This is a genomic window from Thalassobacter sp. 16PALIMAR09 (genome assembly GCF_000765485.1).
Taxonomy (GTDB): domain Bacteria; phylum Pseudomonadota; class Alphaproteobacteria; order Rhodobacterales; family Rhodobacteraceae; genus Thalassobacter; species Thalassobacter stenotrophicus.
This window is the reverse complement of sequence record NZ_JHAK01000018.1, coordinates 1-16381: the sequence shown is the minus strand read 5'-3', so window position 1 is coordinate 16381 and position 16381 is coordinate 1. Positions and strand designations below refer to the sequence as shown.

Genomic DNA, 16381 nt, shown 5'->3' with positions numbered 1-16381 from the left:
GGCCATGGGTCTTCTTAAGGACGTCGCGGTCGAAGTGTGGGACCGGATCAAGATGGGTGCTGGGGCCGCTGGCGCTGCAGCCACGGCGATGTTTTACGATCTTAAGGCCGATGCCGCTTCTGGAATGGCTGGAGCGATTGAAAGCGTGGTCGCTTTTGGCAATACGACCGCGAATACCTTCGAGGGCGCGCTACTCGCGGTACGCGCAATCTGGTCGCGCCTGCCGGATGTGATTGGGGATCTGGTCTTCTCGGCGGCCAACCGCATGCTCGACGGGATCGAGGCCATGCTGAACGGCGCGATCCGCAGGATCGATGCCTTCACAGGGAACATCCGCGATGCACTGGCGGCTATCGGCATCGAGACCACCTTCGGCGAGATTGGCGAGATCAGTCTCGGCGACATTGAAAACCCCTTTGCAGGCGCCTCCGCTGATGCGGGAACAGCTGCGGCAGAGGCGTTCCGCCGAGCCTTCGAGGACAATCCGCTCTCGGCCCCTGACCTTGGCCTTGATGGGATTGCTGCCGAGGCACTGGTCACCGCAAACACCTACCGTCAGGCTGCAACCGATCTCGCCAATGGCGCGACGGCGCCGCTCACCTCCTGGGGCGCGCTCCGTGACACAGTTGCGGGCACAGGCGAAGAGGGCGCAGCGGCGCTGGATGAGGCGACTGTCTCAGCAGATCGGTTGTCGGATGCCATGGGGCGCGCGGGAGGGGCTGCGGGCAGCGCTGGGGATCGGATCGCCACTGGGTGGCGTGCGGTCTCGGAGTCCCTTCAAGCCTATGCCACAGAGGCTTTGAACTGGGGCAAAGGCCTCGGCGAAACCCTGACCGGCGCTTTCAGTGGCGCAGAAAGCGCGTTCCGCAGCTTTGTTGAAACGGGAAAATTCGACTTCAAGAGCCTCGTGCGCTCGATCCTGGCGGACTTGGCTGTCCTGTCGTTCAAGCGTGCAGTGCTGGGGCCTATCGCCTCGGCGCTCTCTGGCATCTTTGGAGGCGGGTCCGTCGCGGCGGCTGTCTCGCATGCGGGTGGCATCGTCGGGATCTCTGGGCATTCCCGGCAGGTGCCAGCCATGGCCTTTGCCGCTGCACCTAGGATGCACTCCGGCGGTTGGGCGGGTCTCCGCCCTGACGAGGTCCCAACGATCCTGCAGCGGGGAGAGCGGGTGTTAAACAGTCGTGAAGCTGCCGGTTATGGCGGGGGCAGCAGCCCAGGTTCAGGTGTGACCGTGAATATCGATGCGCGCGGGGCGCAGATGGGCGTGGCCGAGCAGATCGACGCAAGATTGCGAGCAGCTATGCCGGAACTCGCCCGGATCGCTAAAGAAAGCGTAGCCGATGGGCGGCGCCGCGGTCAGGTGATCTGAGATGGCCATTCCTGTCCTGCCGCTGACGCTCGTGTCTTTCCTAGAGCGGCGGCTCGTTACGTCCATCGCCGAGGCGCGTTCACCTTTTACGGGAACCTCGCAAATCCAGGACTGGGGCGCGTCGTGGTGGGAATATCAGTTCGAGATGGCCGTGACCCAAGGGGCTAAGGCCCGGCGGCTCTCGGCCTTCTTCACGGCCCTTGGTGGATTGCGGGGCCGGTTTCTCTTCCCCGATCCTTCGATTGAGGTGCCGGTAGGGCTGGGTAATCCATACGTCACCGAGGCGCAGGTGTCCGGTGCCTCTAACCTGCGCACGGCAGGTTGGGGTCTTGGGCTTCGCGCGGGGGATTTCTTCCAGCTGGGTTCGGATGCGACCACACGGCTTTATCAGCTGACCGAGGATGTGACGCCTTTGGGCAGTGAGGCCACATTGGAATTTATACCGCAGCTTCGGGCTTCCGTGCCGGTCGGCACGCTGCTCGGTCTCAATGCCCCCTCGGTTCTGTTACGACTGACAGCCCCGGTCCCCTCGGTCATCGGTCGGGCGGATCAGTACCGCTTCACGATCTCGGCCAGAGAGGCTTTGTGAAATGAGCCGCGATATTACCACTGCCTTCTCCACTGCGCTGGCTGATCAAAGCCTCAGACCGGTCATCTTCTTCGAAGGTCAGTTCGCCACGGGCTGGGTGCGGATCTGGTCGGGGCTGGGAGAGGTTAGTTGGAACGGCGAGAGCTGGGCAGGAGCTGGGTCACTCTTGGGTCTTGGCGCGCTTGATGAGACCGGTGAGGTTGTTGCCGGCGGCACGGCGGTGTCGCTTTCTGGCGTGCCGCTGGATCTCGTGCAAATGGCGATCGAGGAAGCGCGCCAAGGCCTGCCAGGCAGGATCTGGCTCGGGTTGCTCAGTGAAGATGGCAGCATTATCGCCAGTCCCGTTCAGGCCTTCTCGGGCCGGCTTGATGTTCCCGAAATCAAGGATGACGCCGACACCTGCACGATCACCATCAGCTATGAGAGCCGTCTAATCGACCTGACCGTAGCGCGGACCTGGCGCTACACCCATGAAAGCCAGCAGGTGCTGTTCCCGGGCGATCTGGGCTTTGAATATGTGACTGCGATCCAAGATCGTGAGATCACTTGGGGACGTGGGTAAGCTACTGCCAGAAGGCGAGCGTTGAAAGCGATGGCCATTCAAAGTCCGGCAAGTCTGGAACATAGGTTCCAGCTTGATGCCAACTCTCAGCTGCGTTTGCTTTAACCGATGCCCAGATATCTTCGCGTTTAGGCAATTCCATACCGCAGACTTCGGCTGCTTGAGCGTTTATTTCTTTGTCTGGGTTGAAGGCTAAGTCTAGTTCAGAAAGATCTTTTAATGTCTGACAGCTGTCTTTTATGTCCCAAGCTGCGCCTCCTATAATCGCTGCAATACCTAAATAGGGTATCGATTCTGCAACAACAGACGAGGCACTGCGTGAAGCAGCAATAGCCGTTCTTTTTGAAACTCGATCCGCAGTGTCAGACACTGCGTCTTTGATAAGATGTGGCTTTCCACGATACGTTACCTTGGGCTGCCTTAATGATGCCACTTCATCCGATAGGGACGAAATCCGCATCTCTTTGGCTTTGAGCTGGTTACGTAAGTCAGTGACCATTGAGGTGGTTCCGGTCAAAGCCTCAAAGACCACACTTGCTTTAGCTGCAACCGTGCCGACGGCAAGGATCCCAATATTCAACGACAGGGATGCAACGGTCAGGAGTGCCATCAGAGTAAACCAAAAGCTGCCCAGTATTCTAAGCATTCAAAAATCCCCGCAAAAAATCACGTACTTGAAAGGACTATGCTTTGAAAGTTTATGGTTGGGAACACCTCCTTGCGGCAGCAACTGATACCGCCCGAGCAAAGCCCTTCGTCTGGGGCGTTCATGACTGTCCAACCTTTGCCTTCGAGACGCGCATGATACTGACCAGCGGCGAAGATATCGCGGCCCTCTGGCGCGGGCGCTATACCACGGCGCTCGGTGGCGCGCGTGTGATGCGCCGTCTGGGCTGGGCTTCTCTCGAAGAGATGGGGAGATCTTTGCTCGGCGAACCACGCCCGGCTGTCTTGCTTGCGCAGCGCGGCGATCTTGTTCTGGCCGATACCGGTCTTGGATTTGGCATTTGCACGGGCGCCAGCGCCGTCGGGATGGCGCCGGAAGGTCTTGTGAAAGTCCCCCTCACCTCCTGCCGGCTCGCCTGGCCAGTTTAACCGGATTTTAGACCATGCCCTTCATTGTGACCGCTGTGACCGCTGCGGCGGGTTGGGTCAGTGCGACCTTGGCGGCTGGAGGAATTGGGGCCGCGCTTTTGCGGATTGGCGGCACGCTTTTGTTGTCCAACGCCGCACGGGCCTTGATGCCAAAACCCCAGACCACGATGCGGCCGCGGACGGTGACGATCCGCGAGCCGGTGGTGCCCCGCGATCTTGTCTATGGCCGCACCCGTAAGGGCGGGGTCATTGTCTTCCTGCACTCCTCGGGATCGGACAACACATTCCTCGATCTGGTGATCGTGCTGGCCACGCACCGCGTCAAATCGATCGGGGCCATCTATTTTGAGGGTGAAGTGGCTGTGAATGCCGCGGGGACCGCCCAAAGCCGATGGGCAGATAAGGTCCTCATTGAAAAGACACTGGGGGCTGCCGACCAGACAGCGTTTGCAGGATTGCAGGCAGCACTGCCGGACAAATGGACCGAGAACCATCGGCTGCGGGGCTGTGCGGCCATTCGGCTGCGGCTGACCTATGACCAGGATGCTTTCCCGGGTGGGATCCCGAACATCACGGTTGATATTGAGGGTAAGGATGACATCTGGGACCCACGGACCCAAACCGCCGGCTATTCGGACAACCCCGCCCTGTGCCTTGCGGACTATATGGGTAATCCGACCTGGGGCATCGGTGCCCAGATTGGCGAGCCCGACGGGATCGACGAGATGTCCCTCGTCGAGGCCGCCAACATCTGTGACGAGAGTGTCCCGCTGGCCGGTGGCGGCTCCGAGCCGCGTTACGCCTGCAACGGCGTGATCACTCTCTCCGAGGTCCCGAAAACCATTATCGAGGGGATGCTTTCAAGCTTTGCCGGCCGCTGCGCCTTCTCGGGCGGGTCCTGGCGCATCCATGCAGGTGCGTGGCGTGCACCAGATGTGGCGCTGACTTCAGACCATGTCCGCGAGGGCGGGCTGACACTCGCCACGCGTGTGACGATGTCGTCAAACTTCAACGGCGTGCGCGGCCAGTTCGTCAGCCCCGAGAACGATTGGCAGCCGGATGACTTCCCGGCCTATGCCTCGGATGTCTATCTTGCTGAGGATGGCGGCGAGCGAAAATGGCGCGATATCTCCCTACCCTTCACGATCTCGGCGGCCATGGCGCAGCGACTTGCGAAGATCGAGCTTGAACGCGCGCGTCGGCAGATTACGGTGCGGCTGTCAGGAAAGCTGTCGGCTTGGGCGGCCACCGTAGGCGATGTGGTGACCCTCTCCTATGCGCGCTGGGGCTTTGCAGCCAAACCCTTCGAGGTGCACGGGGTGAGCCTTGATCTGACCGCCTCCGGCGATGGCGCACTCCTCTTGCCAGAGCTCGTGCTCCGCGAAATCTCGCCCTTGGTCTACGACTGGTCGGCCTCGGAAGAGCAGATCTACGCCGCCGCCCCGAGGACAGCGCTGCCCAACGCTTACGATATCCCGGCGCCAGGCGCGCCGCAGGTCACTGAGGACCTTTATGTCACCCGCAATGGTGGCGGGCTGAAGGTGCTCGCGAAGATCAGCTGGGAAGCTGCACCGTCTGGGTTTGTATCTGCATATCAGCTGCAGGGGAAACTAGCGGGCGCGGCCGAGTGGATAGACTATGGACGCACCGATGGCACCGCGCTCGAAATCCGAGACATTGCCCCAGGAGACTGGGCTTTCCGCGTCAAAGCGATCTCGGTTCTGGGCGTTTCCTCGCCTTGGCAGGAGACAGCGGTCGAAATCCTCGGCCTCACCGCGCCTCCCGCGCCGCTCAAACACGTGACGCTGCAAACGGCGGGTGGGCTGGCGATCCTCAAATGGACCCGCTCGGTGGATCCCGATGTGCGGGTCGGTGGCAATATCGTCATCCGGCACTCAAAAGAAGCCACCGCGACCTGGGCCGACAGCTATTCGATGGACCGGGTCTCGGGGGGCGAGGCGATTGCCGTCGTGCCGCTCAAACCTGGCACCTATCTGGTGCGCGCTGAAGATAGTGGCGGTCGCGCCGGGCTTGAGACCCGCGTCACGACCAAAGGTGCACAAGTGCTTGCCTTCTCGACCTTAGACTTCCTGCAAGCCGATCCCAGCTTTGTTGGGGCAAAAACCGGCCTGCAGGTGAAGGGTTCTAACCTGACGCTCGCCACAGAAACCATTAATAGCGTCACGCAAGTGGCAGCGATGGAGGGCCAATACACCTTTACGGCCGGGCTCGACCTTGGGGCGGTGAAACGCGTGCGCCTGCGCTCGGAAATCGGTGTTGCGGCGCTGGCGCTCAACGACCGGATCGACGCGAAGACGGCCTTGATGGACACATGGGCCGATTTTGACGGATCAGCTGGAGCCGAAATCGACGTGATCTTCGAGATCCGCGAGACCGATGACGATCCGGCCGGAACGCCCAATTGGGGTCCATGGGGCCGGCTCGATAACCATGAAATCGAAGCCCGCGCGGTGGAAGCGCGGGCGCATCTGACGACGAAGGACGCGTCCTATACGCCGATCGTCAGCCAATTGCGGCTTTACGCCGATGAGGTGGCCTAAGTGCAGACATCTAGCTTTACGATCGCGAACGACGCGGGCGCCGCGGTGCGGGGGCGGATCAATGAGGTGATCGCCGCCCTGCAATCGACCAGTGCCGGAGCATCGGCGCCAACAGCGACCACGGCGGGTATGCTCTGGGTCGATACCTCGGCCTCGCCACCGGTTCTGCGTCGTCGTAACGCCACCAACACCGCCTGGGATGCGCTCTTAGATGCGACGGGCAATTTGGCAGGGCTCGCGAACACGGCCGTGGCCCGCACAAACCTCGGGCTTGGAACCATGGCGACCAAATCAGCGGCGGATTACGATGTGGCGATCGCAGCGAAAGCGGCGCTGTCAGGGGCGATGTTCACCGGGGTGGTGACGGCGCCGAACTTCGTCTCCTCGTCTGACGCGCGATTGAAGTCGGATGTCGCAACCATCGCGGATGCGCTGGCACTGGTCTGCGCCTTACGCGGCGTGCGCTTCACCATGGATGGCAGTCGCCAGATCGGCGTGATCGCGCAGGAGGTCGAGGCGATCCTTCCCGAAGTGGTCCACGCGGATGCGCAAAGTGGCCAGCTCTCCGTTGCTTACGGCAATCTCACGGGTCTGCTGATTGAGGCCGTCAAAGAATTGACCGCTCGTGTGGCGGAATTAGAGGAGGCGCGCCTATGAGCGAGAGCGGATTTATTGACACCATAAACGCTATGTTTGGTGGCGCGGTAACGACGCTGATCGGCGCTTTTACGGGGCGTCTGATGTATCATTCAGGCGAGGTGAAGCTCGGCAATCGCCGTTTCTTCGGCAAGGAACTATTGTGGGAAATTCCCGTCGCCGTTGGCATGGCGCTGATTGGCGAGGCCGCCGCGCGCTACATTGGCCTGTCGCAGCCGGTGTCGACCGGCTTTGTGGCAACCCTCGCCTATCTGGGTCCCCGCGGGGCGGAGGCGCTGCTGGCCGCCTGGCTGTGTCGTAAGAAATAACACCACAGATCAATCATGACGCCCACTTGAAGTGGCCGCCTCTAATGGCCAATTGCACCCACAAGACACGACCAAGGGAGGATCAGACTATGAATGAGATCGCAGCGGTTTTGGCACAGATCGAGCAATCAACAGATCCCCTCGCAACTGTGCGCAGGTTGGTCCTCGCGCATGGCGGGGATTGGTGTGATCCCGAAAACGCCACCGGCCTTTTTGAAATCCAACTTATGGGGCTGGCGGGCATCGGCCCTTCCGTTGCCGCCGCCGTCGACGACTGGCTAATGCAGGCCAAAGACGCTGTCTTTGAGGACGCCGCGGCGCGTTAAGCGCTCATGGGGCCACTCAAGGCCCCCCTTTTTTTAACCTTCAAACCGCAGCCGTCCCCTCGGGGCGGCTGTTTGCATTTGCATGGGAACAGATCATGACACCGTTCGACATCGCACGCAGCTATATCGGCACACCTGAAGGCCCGGGTCCCGAGAACAATCCCGTCATCATGGAGATGTACGCCTCGGTCGGTCACGACTGGGTCGAGCACGATACCGTGGCCTGGTGCGCGGCTTTTGTGGGTCATTGCTTGGAGAAAGCCGGCATTCGCTCAACCCGTCAGCTCACTGCGAGGTCTTATCTCGACTGGGGTGTCCCGGTGGAGATCGCAGATGCGCAGCCTGGCGACATCGGGATCATCCCGCGGGGCCGCTCAAGCTGGCAGGGCCATGTCTTCTTCATCGATCGGATTGAGGGGGCCTGGGTCTGGGGTCTGGGCGGCAATCAATCTGATGCGGTGAACATCAAACGCTATCCGGTCTCAAAGCTGCTGGGGGTCCGAAGAGCGGGCCATATTGCGCCGGACGTAACTCTGTCAGTGGAGGCTGTTCAGCGGCGGTTGAAAGCTCTCGGCTATCACGAGGTTGGCTCCATTGACGGGATCATCGGCCCGCGCACGCGCGGCGCGATTTTGGCGTTCCGCGATGACCAGTATTTGCCACTTCTGCCGGTGATTGATACCGCTTTGGTGGAGGCCTTCGCGCAAGCCTCTCCGCGCAAAGTTGCCCCCGAGCGGGCATCTGGGGCGCCTGCTGAAAGCCGGATCGTCACGGCGGCCAATGCTCAGATCGGGCTTGGTGCTTTGGGTGCCGCCGGGTCCATCGGTTCGCAGATCGCACCGGCGTTGGTTGAGGCGGAGCAAGCGCGAGACATGGCTGCGCGTGCATTCTCCTTGTTCGGGCTTGAGGCCTGGCTCACCATCGCTCTGCCGTGGATCAGCGCCGCCGTCTTTCTTGCGATCATCCACTACGCCCTGCGATCGCGAGCCGCCCGCATCGAAGATTACCGCTCGGGCAAAACGCTATGATCCGTATCGTCACCACACTGCTGGCAGGCCTTGGCCGTCGGGCTGCCTTTTACGGCGCCATTGTCTTTGCCCTCTTTGCCGCTCTCTGGATCGCCTTCCGCCAAGGGCGGCGCGCCGCTGAAGCCGACCTCGCCATCCGCCGCGCTGATGCCCGCATTCGGGCCCTGCAAACATCAAAGGAGATCCGCCATGAGGTTCAGAGTACTGATCATGCTGATCTTAAGCGCCGGGCTGAGCGCTGGATGCGCGATTGAGCCGCCGGGTTTGCGCCAAGACTGCGATTGGGCAGAACCCATTCGCCCCTCGCACCAGGATGTGCTGACGGATCGGACGCTGGCCCAAATCCTGGCCCACAATGAATTGGGCGCAGAACTCTGCGGGTGGGTCCCATGAGTGTGGCCATCGTTGAAGGCCCCGCCATTCTCATTGGCTATGCCTACCGGCTGGACCTGGAAACCGAGGCCCCGCTGTTTCCACAGGCGGCTGAGCTTGTCGCCCAAGTTCGATTGAAACCTTCCGCCCCAGACGTGCTGGCGACTTTAAGGACACAGGATGGCACGCTGATGCGGCAAAGTGATTGCCTGCTGTCTCTAACCATCCCAGCCCATGACACGAGCCGCTTTGAACCGGGGTCCGTGGTGCTGGACATGGCCCGCATCGATGCCAGTCCCGCCCTGCCCCTTGGCTTTTTATTGGAGATCCCCGTGATGCTGCCCGTGACCCGAGGCCTGCTATGAGTGCGTCTGCCACGACTGGTGCGCGCCCGCCGTTTCCCGGCCCAGCCCCCGGTGCGGTCTCTGGCGCCGCTCCGATTAAAATCCGCATTGCCACCGCGGCAACCCGGATCCGGCTATTGGGCATGCCGGGCCCCGACGGCAAGCAGGGTCTTAAAGGCGACAAGGGCGATCAGGGGGATCCCGGCATCACCATCCTGCCCACAGACACACCTATCAATGGAGGCTTTTTCTGATGGCCAATACCATTCAACTCAAGCGCCGCATCTCAGGGATCGCAGGCGCGCCAGCCGCCCTGAAATCCGGCGAGCTGGCACACAACGAGGTCGATGACACGCTTTATGTCGGAAAAGGCGACGATGGCGCGGGCAATGCGACGGCGATTGTGCCTATGGCTGGCTCTGGTGGGTTTGTTGCCCGCGTGGGCAGCCAGACCATCGCTGGGGCCAAGACCTTCTCCCTTGTGCCAAAGTCTGGGCAGGACGCGAGCGGCGGGATGGATCTGGTGCGCAAGTCCCAGGTGGATGCGTTACTGGCAGGCAAAGCGCCTTTGGCTTCGCCCGAGTTTAGCGGCTCTCCCACAGCCCCCTCCCCAGTGGCCGGGACAAACTCCACGCAGATCGCGACCACCGCCTTCGTAAACGCCGCCATTGCAGGCTTCGGGGCCGGCGACATGGCGGCTGCCACATATGACACGGACAATGATGGCAAGGTGGATGCGGCGGAGGTGGCCGATGCGGCGCCCTGGTCCGGGATCACTGGTAAACCGACGAGCTTTGCGCCCTCCAGTCATAGTCATTCAATCGGACAGGTTACGGGACTTCAGAGCGCACTGAACGCAAAGGCGCCTCTTCTATCGCCTGCGCTGACAGGATCGCCCACCGCTCCCACGGCAACGACTGGCTCCAACACGACGCAGATCGCAACAACAGGGTTTGTTGCAGCCGCAATCGGTGCGCTCATTGATGCGGCGCCCGGAGCCATGAATACGCTCAATGAATTGGCCGCAGCCCTAGGGGATGATCCAAGTTTTGCCACGACTGTGACCAATGCTCTGGCGGGCAAACTGGCGGCGACGTCGAACTTGTCAGACCTGCCGAACAAATCAAGCTCAAGGTCGAACCTCGGGTTGGGGTCTATGGCCGTTCAAAGCTCTGGGTCTGTCGCAATCACTGGCGGATCGATCACAGGGATCGCGCTTGACGGGGGCACGTTCTAGGCCATGACAAACACCCTCCTTGTGAAACGCACGACGGTGGCGGGCCGGGTGCCGAATACGGCGCAGCTGGCCCCTGGTGAGCTGGCGATGAACATCGCCGACGGCAAGCTGTTCCTGAAACGCATATCTGGCTCAGAAACCGTTGTGGAGCTGGGGCAGACCGGGCCGCAGGGGCCAGTGGGGCCGACGGGGGCGCGCGGGCCGACAGGTCCCAAAGGAAATACAGGGGCTGCGGGTCCAACTGGGCCGCAGGGCGACATTGGGGCTACCGGACCGCAAGGTCCCACCGGGCCAACAGGACTCACTGGACCCAAAGGAAACACTGGTGCCACCGGCTCTCAGGGTCCGACAGGCGCAACTGGCCCAACGCCTGCGCATCAGTGGTCTGGCACCAGTCTGCGGTTCTACACCGGATCAACCTGGGGTGGGTATGTAAACCTCAAAGGGGCAACGGGCAACACAGGAGCTACCGGACCGCAAGGATCCGCCGGCAACACTGGCGCGACGGGCCCCACAGGACCACAAGGCCCTGCCGGTCCAACAGGACCCACTGGATCGAAAGGTGACACGGGTGCCACCGGCTCTCAGGGTCCAACAGGCGCAACTGGCCCAACACCCGCGCATCAATGGTCCGGGACCAGTCTGCGCTTTTACACCGGGTCAACCTGGGGTGGGTATGTGAACCTGAAGGGGGCGACCGGTGCATCAGGTGCCACCGGTCCCAAGGGCAACACCGGCAATACCGGTCCTGCGGGTCCTCAAGGCGCCATTGGTCCCGCAGGACCAACCGGCCCGCAGGGTCTAACGGGAGCAACCGGTGCGACAGGCCCCCAAGGTCCCGCGGGTGCCAATGGCGCGCCTGATACTGCCGCACAAGTGCGCGCAAAGCTGGTCACGGTGGATGGCTCTGGTTCCGGGATCGATGCCGACCTGTTGGATGGCAGCCACGCCAGCGCCTTTGCCCGGCTGTCTGGCGCCACGTTCAGCGGCACAGTCACAGCCCCAAACTTCGTCTCGTCTTCCGACGCTCGGCTCAAGTCGGACGTGGTGCCAATCGGGGAGGCGCTGGCCAAACTCCAAGCGCTGACCGGTGTGACCTTCGCCATGACAGGCAGTGACACACGGCAGATGGGTCTGATTGCGCAAGACGTCCAAGCTGTCGCGCCAGAAGCCGTGGTCGAGACCGACGGCGTTCTGCGTCTGGCTTACGGCAATCTCGTGGGCCTCCTCGTCGAGGCCATCAAGGATCTCGCGACCGAGGTCGAGCAGCTCAAAAGGACCACCCCATGATCGAAACCGGCTTGCACGTCATCTACAACACCACCGCGCGTCTGCATTATGCCGTGGACGTCCAAGAGACCTACGCGGGGCTTGCCGTCTTTGAGCCCTGCGAACCAGGCCAAGGCGGGCGGGACGCCATGGGCATTCTTCCTTGGGCAGACCTCAAGGCAGTGCTGGAGGTTCCAGAGAGTGCCGCAAACAAAGCAGGCTTTGTGGATCTCGCGGGCAACGGCACTTTTGTACCCGACCTGCCGGGCTGCCCCCATGGCGCGGTCTACAAGGGCCGCTCCTACATCTTTCTCGACGGGATGGTCGGGCACGATGAGCTGACCGACTACGCTCTCATCGACATTATGACCGACAATGCGGGCTTCCCTTTGCCGTGGCGCAACCGCTTTGCCCAGTCGGCGCGCGAGAAGGTGGACTATTCCTTCCGGCACCGCGCACGGACACAGGCTTCAAACGCCCTAGTAATCTTCATGCCCATCGCCGGGCCTTTGTCTGGTGCGCGCGTTGAGTTGCTCTGCGACCAAGACCCGATCTTGCTCAACGGGACCTCGGTCGCTGGCCGCATCGATGACGCGACAATCCCCAACGATGGGGTCTGGTTTAAGCAGTTCTACTTCCACGCAGGTGCATTAGGTGGGGCGGCTCTTACAGTGCCGGCCGGTGGCCGGACTGAGGTGCCCATTGCCTTGCGCTGGAACGGAGACGGAGCACCTTGCGCTCATGCCCTGACCCTAAAGCTCGATTCTGACGCGGGCTATTTGGCGAAACGTCGGTTGAACACGGATGAAAATGGTCTCGGCAGCTTTGCTATTGAGGCTCTGGGCCTCCGCCCCGGCGACCGGATCGCGGTCAAGGTGAACACCGAACATTACACCGCCATCGGCAAGATCCTCCTGGAGGTCGTGTAATGGAGATCGCGACCACCACTGAACTGCAGATGATCTATCCGGCCTTCGTGATGCACAAGCATTGGGAGATGCCCGAGGGCTTCAACGACCGGCTTTACGCGTTGGCGGCCGAGGATGCCGTGGCCAATCGCATTCAAGACGCCGGTGACGGGCGCAACGTCGGCGATCAGACCAACCACCTCGGCCATCTGCGCCACAACTTCCTGATGGACCGGCAAGACCCGGCGATTGCTGCCCTGGCCCAGATGGTGGCAGCGGGCGTGCGGGAATACTTGCAGCTGGCTTATGGCTATGATCACCAAGGCGAGATCGCCATGATGTCAGACACCTTCTGGCAGCGGCGCGACCAGCGCGAAAACGTTGGCATCAACACCCACACCCATATCCAGACCGACATCGTATGTACCTACTACCCGCGGGTCACGCTGGATGACACCTGCCCCGAAACCTCGCTGCATCGCGGGGCGGTGCGGTTCTATGATCCCGCGAATGTGGGCAAGCGGCTCTGGCCCTGTCGCAACCCGGAGGCTTACGTCGGTGGCTGGTATGCGGTGGAGCCGCGCACAGGCTCCATGCTGATCTTCGAGGGCCATGTGCCCCATGACAGTACATATTTTGAGGGAGAAGAACGGATGTGCATTCCGGTCCTGTGTTCCCTCACCCTTCCCAATTCTCACTGCAAGGCCGGGCTCACAGACATTCTGGACCATCAGGCACAAGGAGATGCTCATGGCCTATAAGGTCGGATCCACCATCGTGATCAGCGACAGCGGCACCGTCGATTGGTCGCGGATTGCCAACAAGCCCGCCATTGGTGCGGGCGACATTACGTCTGTGACCGTCACGAACGGGACGCCTGTCTCCGGTCCCGTCCGTGTTTTTGGTACCAATTGTGGCGGGAACTGCGCCTGCACCGGCAATTGCTATGTCACCAGCCTCTCAGGCGGCGGCACCAGTGGCGCGGTGACCATCACCGGCAATCGCGCCTTCTACAATTGCAACTGCAACTGCCGGTGCTGAGGATGGATGTCCGTAGCACGAGTTGTGAGCTCTGGCCGACCCGGGTTAGCTTCTTTGAGACGCCGGTGGATTGGCCGGTGAACCACCAGCTGGCGGAGGAGGCAATCGCGGCGGTGGGTGATGTGGAGACGACAGACGCACTCAGCGCGTCCAAGCGGCGGGTGCGCGGGATCTTGGAGCGGAGCGAGGCCGGTCAGGCCCTGAAGGCGCATCTCTTTGCCTGCGCCAGAGAGGTGCTCGGACCTTGGTCTTCCTACCTAGACCCTGACCATTGCGAGAACCGCGCCTTGGTTATTGCACCTGGCGGCTTCATCTCGACCCACAAAGACAGTCGAGAGGGCGATCTGACCTGCGTACACTTCCTCACCGGAGGCGGCGCAGGTCAACCAGTGAACTCTGTCGGCACTCCCCGCTTTGTCATTGAGGATCCCTCGCGGTATTTTGATGAGGGCCGCCTGCCTTATGAGGGCCGCCATGGCTACAGCGTCAACCCGCGGCCCGGGCTCTCGGTAATCTTCCCCTCCCATATTCCCCACAACCAGCACCCCTATCAGGGCTGCACCCCTCATGTGCAGGTGGTCGCGAACTTCCGCGTCACCCTGCCCGACGCTCTGGAAGAAAGGCTCTTTGACTGATGTGGTTTGAACTGACCCTCGAGGCGCGAGACGGCGCCCGGCACACCCTGCGCTATAACCCGCATACCTCGGAGTGTGAGGGGCTGCCGCTGCCCGTAGAGCCTCGTCCCTTTGAGCCCGCGCCGCGGGTGGCAAAGGACGCACCCTTGGGCAAATCCCGCGCACCGCGCGTGCTCAAGATCCAACTTGGCCTGTCGTGCAACTACGCCTGCAGCTATTGCAGCCAGGCCTTCCAGATTGCGGATGCCACGGTCTCGAAACTCGCGGATGTGGATCATTTTTTGGCGCAATTGGAGGGATGGATCACAGATGCGCCCGAGCGGATTGAGATCTGGGGCGGAGAGCCGTTTCTGTACTGGGCCAAGATCAAGCGATTGGTGCCGGCGCTGGAGGAGCGCTTTCCCGCTGTGCGCTTCTCGATTATCACCAACGGATCGCTGCTCAATCGCGAAAAGCTGGACTTCATTGCCGCGCACGACATCGCGATCACGATCAGCCACGATGGGCCGGGGCAGCACTTGCGCGGGCCTGACCCCCTAGACGATCCCGACAAGCGCGCTTGGATTGAGGCCTTGCTGGCAGAGCGCCCGGACAAGACCGGGTTCAACGCGGTGCTCACGCGCGAGCATCATGAGCTCGGGGAGCTCAAGGCCTGGTTCGCAGGGAAAGTCGGGCCGGATATCCACGTCGGTCTCGAAGGCGTGGTGAATGTCTATGACGCGGCGACCGCTCTCGGGACCGGGCGGTTTGCGCCAGCCGAGTTAAACAGTCTCACACGGTCAATCTTTGAGGCGCTGGTCGAGGATCCGAACGCCTTTGGGCTTGGGGAGCGGATCGATGAATTCTACGCCTCGATCCAGCGCCAGCGCCCCATTGAGGCCCTCGGCCAGAAGTGCGGCATGGACCGCGAAGACACAATCGCGGTCGATCTGCGCGGGAACGTCATGACCTGTCAGAACACTGGGGCTAAGGGGGCGCATAAGATCGGTCATGTAGCCGACTTTGACGCCATCGCGCTCGACACCGCGACGCATTTTGCCTTCCGCGAGGAATGCATGTCATGCCCCGTCGTTCAGCTCTGCAAAGGGTCCTGCATGTTCCTCGAGGGGGACTTCTTCAAGCAGAGCTGCGCCAACGAGTTTGCATGCAATATGGGGATCATGATGGCGGCGGTGTGGCATTTGACGGGGATGGGGGTGGTTGGGGTGGAGGTCAGTCGATCGCCGTCCTCGTGATCGCGACGAGCTGGTTGACGGGCTGCGCGACAGCGGGTTTTGTTCGTGACGGCGTGGCAGCATGTCCGCCGGTCGTGGAATACAGCACGGAGTTTCAAGCATAGGCGGCCGAAGAATTGGCGATGCTGCCGGACGGATCTGCCATCGTTGAGATGATGGGTGACTACGTGGTTATGCGGGGCCAAGTAGGCGCTTGTGGATGATTTCGTTCAAGTGTCCGTCGTCAGGGTTTTTGGGACCGAGAGCGGCCTAACCTAAGAGAGCGTTTGGCTCATCTTGTTGGATTGATTATGCGGCGTGCTGTCGGTGATGCAAGCGTCGCGTTTCGAGTGTCTTTCGTTTGATCCTTTCCCGTTGCTTTAGAATGGCTTTGTCCCGTCCGAAGTAGACGTCAGCGGGTGTGACGTTGTTAATACTCTCGTGATATCGCTGGTGATTGTAGTGATCGACGAAGGCTTCGATCTGGGCTTCGAGGTCACCGGGCAGGAAGTAGTTTTCCAGCAAGATGCGGTTCTTCAAGGTTTGATGCCAGCGTTCGATCTTACCCTGCGTCTGAGGGTGATACGGCGCACCGCGCGAGTGCTTCATGCCTTTGTCTTTCAACCATTCAGCCAAGTCGCCTGAGACGTAGCTTGAACCGTTGTCGCTAAGCAGCCGAGGCTTGTGAACGACATGAACTTGATCGCAGCCGGATGCTTGCAACGCGAGGTCCAGCGTGTCGGTCACGTCTTCAGCCCGCATATTTGTGCAGAGCTTCCAAGAGACGATGTAGCGGCTGTAGTCGTCGAGAACCGTGCTGAGATAGAACCAACCCCAACCAAGGACCTTGATGTAGGTGAAGTCGG

21 protein-coding genes are annotated in these 16381 nt (G+C 61.3%); 19 read left to right on the top strand and 2 right to left on the bottom strand.

What is annotated here, in order from left to right:
• The 3 genes from PM04_RS16755 to PM04_RS16745 all read left to right on the top strand — a co-directional run.
• On the top strand, positions 1-1369 hold a 1369-nt coding region (locus tag PM04_RS16755; protein ID WP_038009011.1), incomplete at its 5' end, for a phage tail tape measure C-terminal domain-containing protein.
• Position 1370: 1 nt separating this feature from the next.
• Positions 1371-1958 (top strand): hypothetical protein, encoded by a 588-nt coding sequence (locus PM04_RS16750; RefSeq protein ID WP_038009004.1) that lies wholly within the window; start codon positions 1371-1373, stop codon positions 1956-1958.
• A gap of 1 nt (position 1959) precedes the next feature.
• Positions 1960-2520 carry a hypothetical protein gene (locus PM04_RS16745; RefSeq protein ID WP_038009003.1) on the top strand — a complete coding sequence of 187 codons (561 nt, stop codon included), beginning with the start codon at positions 1960-1962 and terminating at the stop codon, positions 2518-2520.
• A gap of 1 nt (position 2521) precedes the next feature.
• Here PM04_RS16745 and PM04_RS16740 read toward each other — a convergent pair whose 3' ends face one another.
• Positions 2522-3166 carry a hypothetical protein gene (locus PM04_RS16740; RefSeq protein ID WP_038009001.1) on the bottom strand — a complete coding sequence of 215 codons (645 nt, stop codon included), beginning with the start codon at positions 3164-3166 and terminating at the stop codon, positions 2522-2524.
• Between the two features lie 155 nt (positions 3167-3321).
• On the opposite strand from PM04_RS16740, the gene PM04_RS16735 reads away from it, so the two are divergent.
• The 16 genes from PM04_RS16735 (at position 3322) to PM04_RS16660 (ending at position 15536) form a co-directional block, all read left to right on the top strand.
• Positions 3322-3615, top strand: coding sequence for a hypothetical protein (locus PM04_RS16735; protein ID WP_235281483.1), 294 nt, complete (start codon positions 3322-3324; stop codon positions 3613-3615).
• A gap of 14 nt (positions 3616-3629) precedes the next feature.
• Positions 3630-6176, top strand: coding sequence for a phage tail protein (locus PM04_RS16730; protein ID WP_038008997.1), 2547 nt, complete (start codon positions 3630-3632; stop codon positions 6174-6176).
• On the top strand, positions 6177-6833 hold the full coding sequence (locus PM04_RS17835) for a tail fiber domain-containing protein (RefSeq protein ID WP_084212725.1): 657 nt from the start codon (positions 6177-6179) through the stop codon (positions 6831-6833).
• Positions 6830-7141 carry a phage holin family protein gene (locus tag PM04_RS16720; RefSeq protein ID WP_038008995.1) on the top strand — a complete coding sequence of 104 codons (312 nt, stop codon included), beginning with the start codon at positions 6830-6832 and terminating at the stop codon, positions 7139-7141. Before PM04_RS17835 ends, PM04_RS16720 begins: the two co-directional genes overlap by 4 nt.
• Before the next feature lie 89 nt (positions 7142-7230).
• Positions 7231-7467 (top strand): hypothetical protein, encoded by a 237-nt coding sequence (locus PM04_RS16715; protein ID WP_038008994.1) that lies wholly within the window; start codon positions 7231-7233, stop codon positions 7465-7467.
• A gap of 95 nt (positions 7468-7562) precedes the next feature.
• Positions 7563-8495 (top strand): TIGR02594 family protein, encoded by a 933-nt coding sequence (locus PM04_RS16710; RefSeq protein ID WP_038008991.1) that lies wholly within the window; start codon positions 7563-7565, stop codon positions 8493-8495.
• Positions 8492-8749 (top strand): hypothetical protein, encoded by a 258-nt coding sequence (locus PM04_RS16705; RefSeq protein WP_038008989.1) that lies wholly within the window; start codon positions 8492-8494, stop codon positions 8747-8749. The genes PM04_RS16710 and PM04_RS16705 overlap by 4 nt, the downstream gene beginning before the upstream one ends.
• Positions 8750-8884: 135 nt before the next feature.
• Positions 8885-9232, top strand: coding sequence for a hypothetical protein (locus PM04_RS16700; RefSeq protein ID WP_038008987.1), 348 nt, complete (start codon positions 8885-8887; stop codon positions 9230-9232).
• A complete protein-coding gene (locus PM04_RS16695; protein WP_038008985.1) occupies positions 9229-9465 on the top strand; it encodes a hypothetical protein in 237 nt (78 codons plus the stop codon). The genes PM04_RS16700 and PM04_RS16695 overlap by 4 nt, the downstream gene beginning before the upstream one ends.
• Positions 9465-10448, top strand: a complete 984-nt coding sequence (locus PM04_RS16690; RefSeq protein ID WP_038008983.1) for a hypothetical protein — start codon at positions 9465-9467, stop codon at positions 10446-10448. Before PM04_RS16695 ends, PM04_RS16690 begins: the two co-directional genes overlap by 1 nt.
• 3 nt (positions 10449-10451) lie before the next feature.
• Positions 10452-11738, top strand: a complete 1287-nt coding sequence (locus PM04_RS18365; RefSeq protein WP_052077333.1) for a tail fiber domain-containing protein — start codon at positions 10452-10454, stop codon at positions 11736-11738.
• On the top strand, positions 11735-12646 hold the full coding sequence (locus PM04_RS16680; protein WP_038008982.1) for a hypothetical protein: 912 nt from the start codon (positions 11735-11737) through the stop codon (positions 12644-12646). Before PM04_RS18365 ends, PM04_RS16680 begins: the two co-directional genes overlap by 4 nt.
• On the top strand, positions 12646-13386 hold the full coding sequence (locus tag PM04_RS16675) for a hypothetical protein (protein WP_038008979.1): 741 nt from the start codon (positions 12646-12648) through the stop codon (positions 13384-13386). The genes PM04_RS16680 and PM04_RS16675 overlap by 1 nt, the downstream gene beginning before the upstream one ends.
• Positions 13376-13666, top strand: coding sequence for a hypothetical protein (locus tag PM04_RS16670; RefSeq protein WP_038008978.1), 291 nt, complete (start codon positions 13376-13378; stop codon positions 13664-13666). The genes PM04_RS16675 and PM04_RS16670 overlap by 11 nt, the downstream gene beginning before the upstream one ends.
• Positions 13667-13668: 2 nt before the next feature.
• The gene (locus PM04_RS16665; protein WP_152600871.1) at positions 13669-14301 is read left to right on the top strand and encodes a hypothetical protein; all 633 of its coding nucleotides are present in this window, start codon (positions 13669-13671) and stop codon (positions 14299-14301) included.
• On the top strand, positions 14301-15536 hold the full coding sequence (locus PM04_RS16660) for a radical SAM protein (RefSeq protein WP_052077332.1): 1236 nt from the start codon (positions 14301-14303) through the stop codon (positions 15534-15536). Before PM04_RS16665 ends, PM04_RS16660 begins: the two co-directional genes overlap by 1 nt.
• Before the next feature lie 288 nt (positions 15537-15824).
• Here the strand turns inward: PM04_RS16660 and PM04_RS16655 are convergent.
• The coding region (locus PM04_RS16655) for an IS3 family transposase (RefSeq protein WP_038008975.1) at positions 15825-16381 on the bottom strand (557 nt) is incomplete at its 5' end.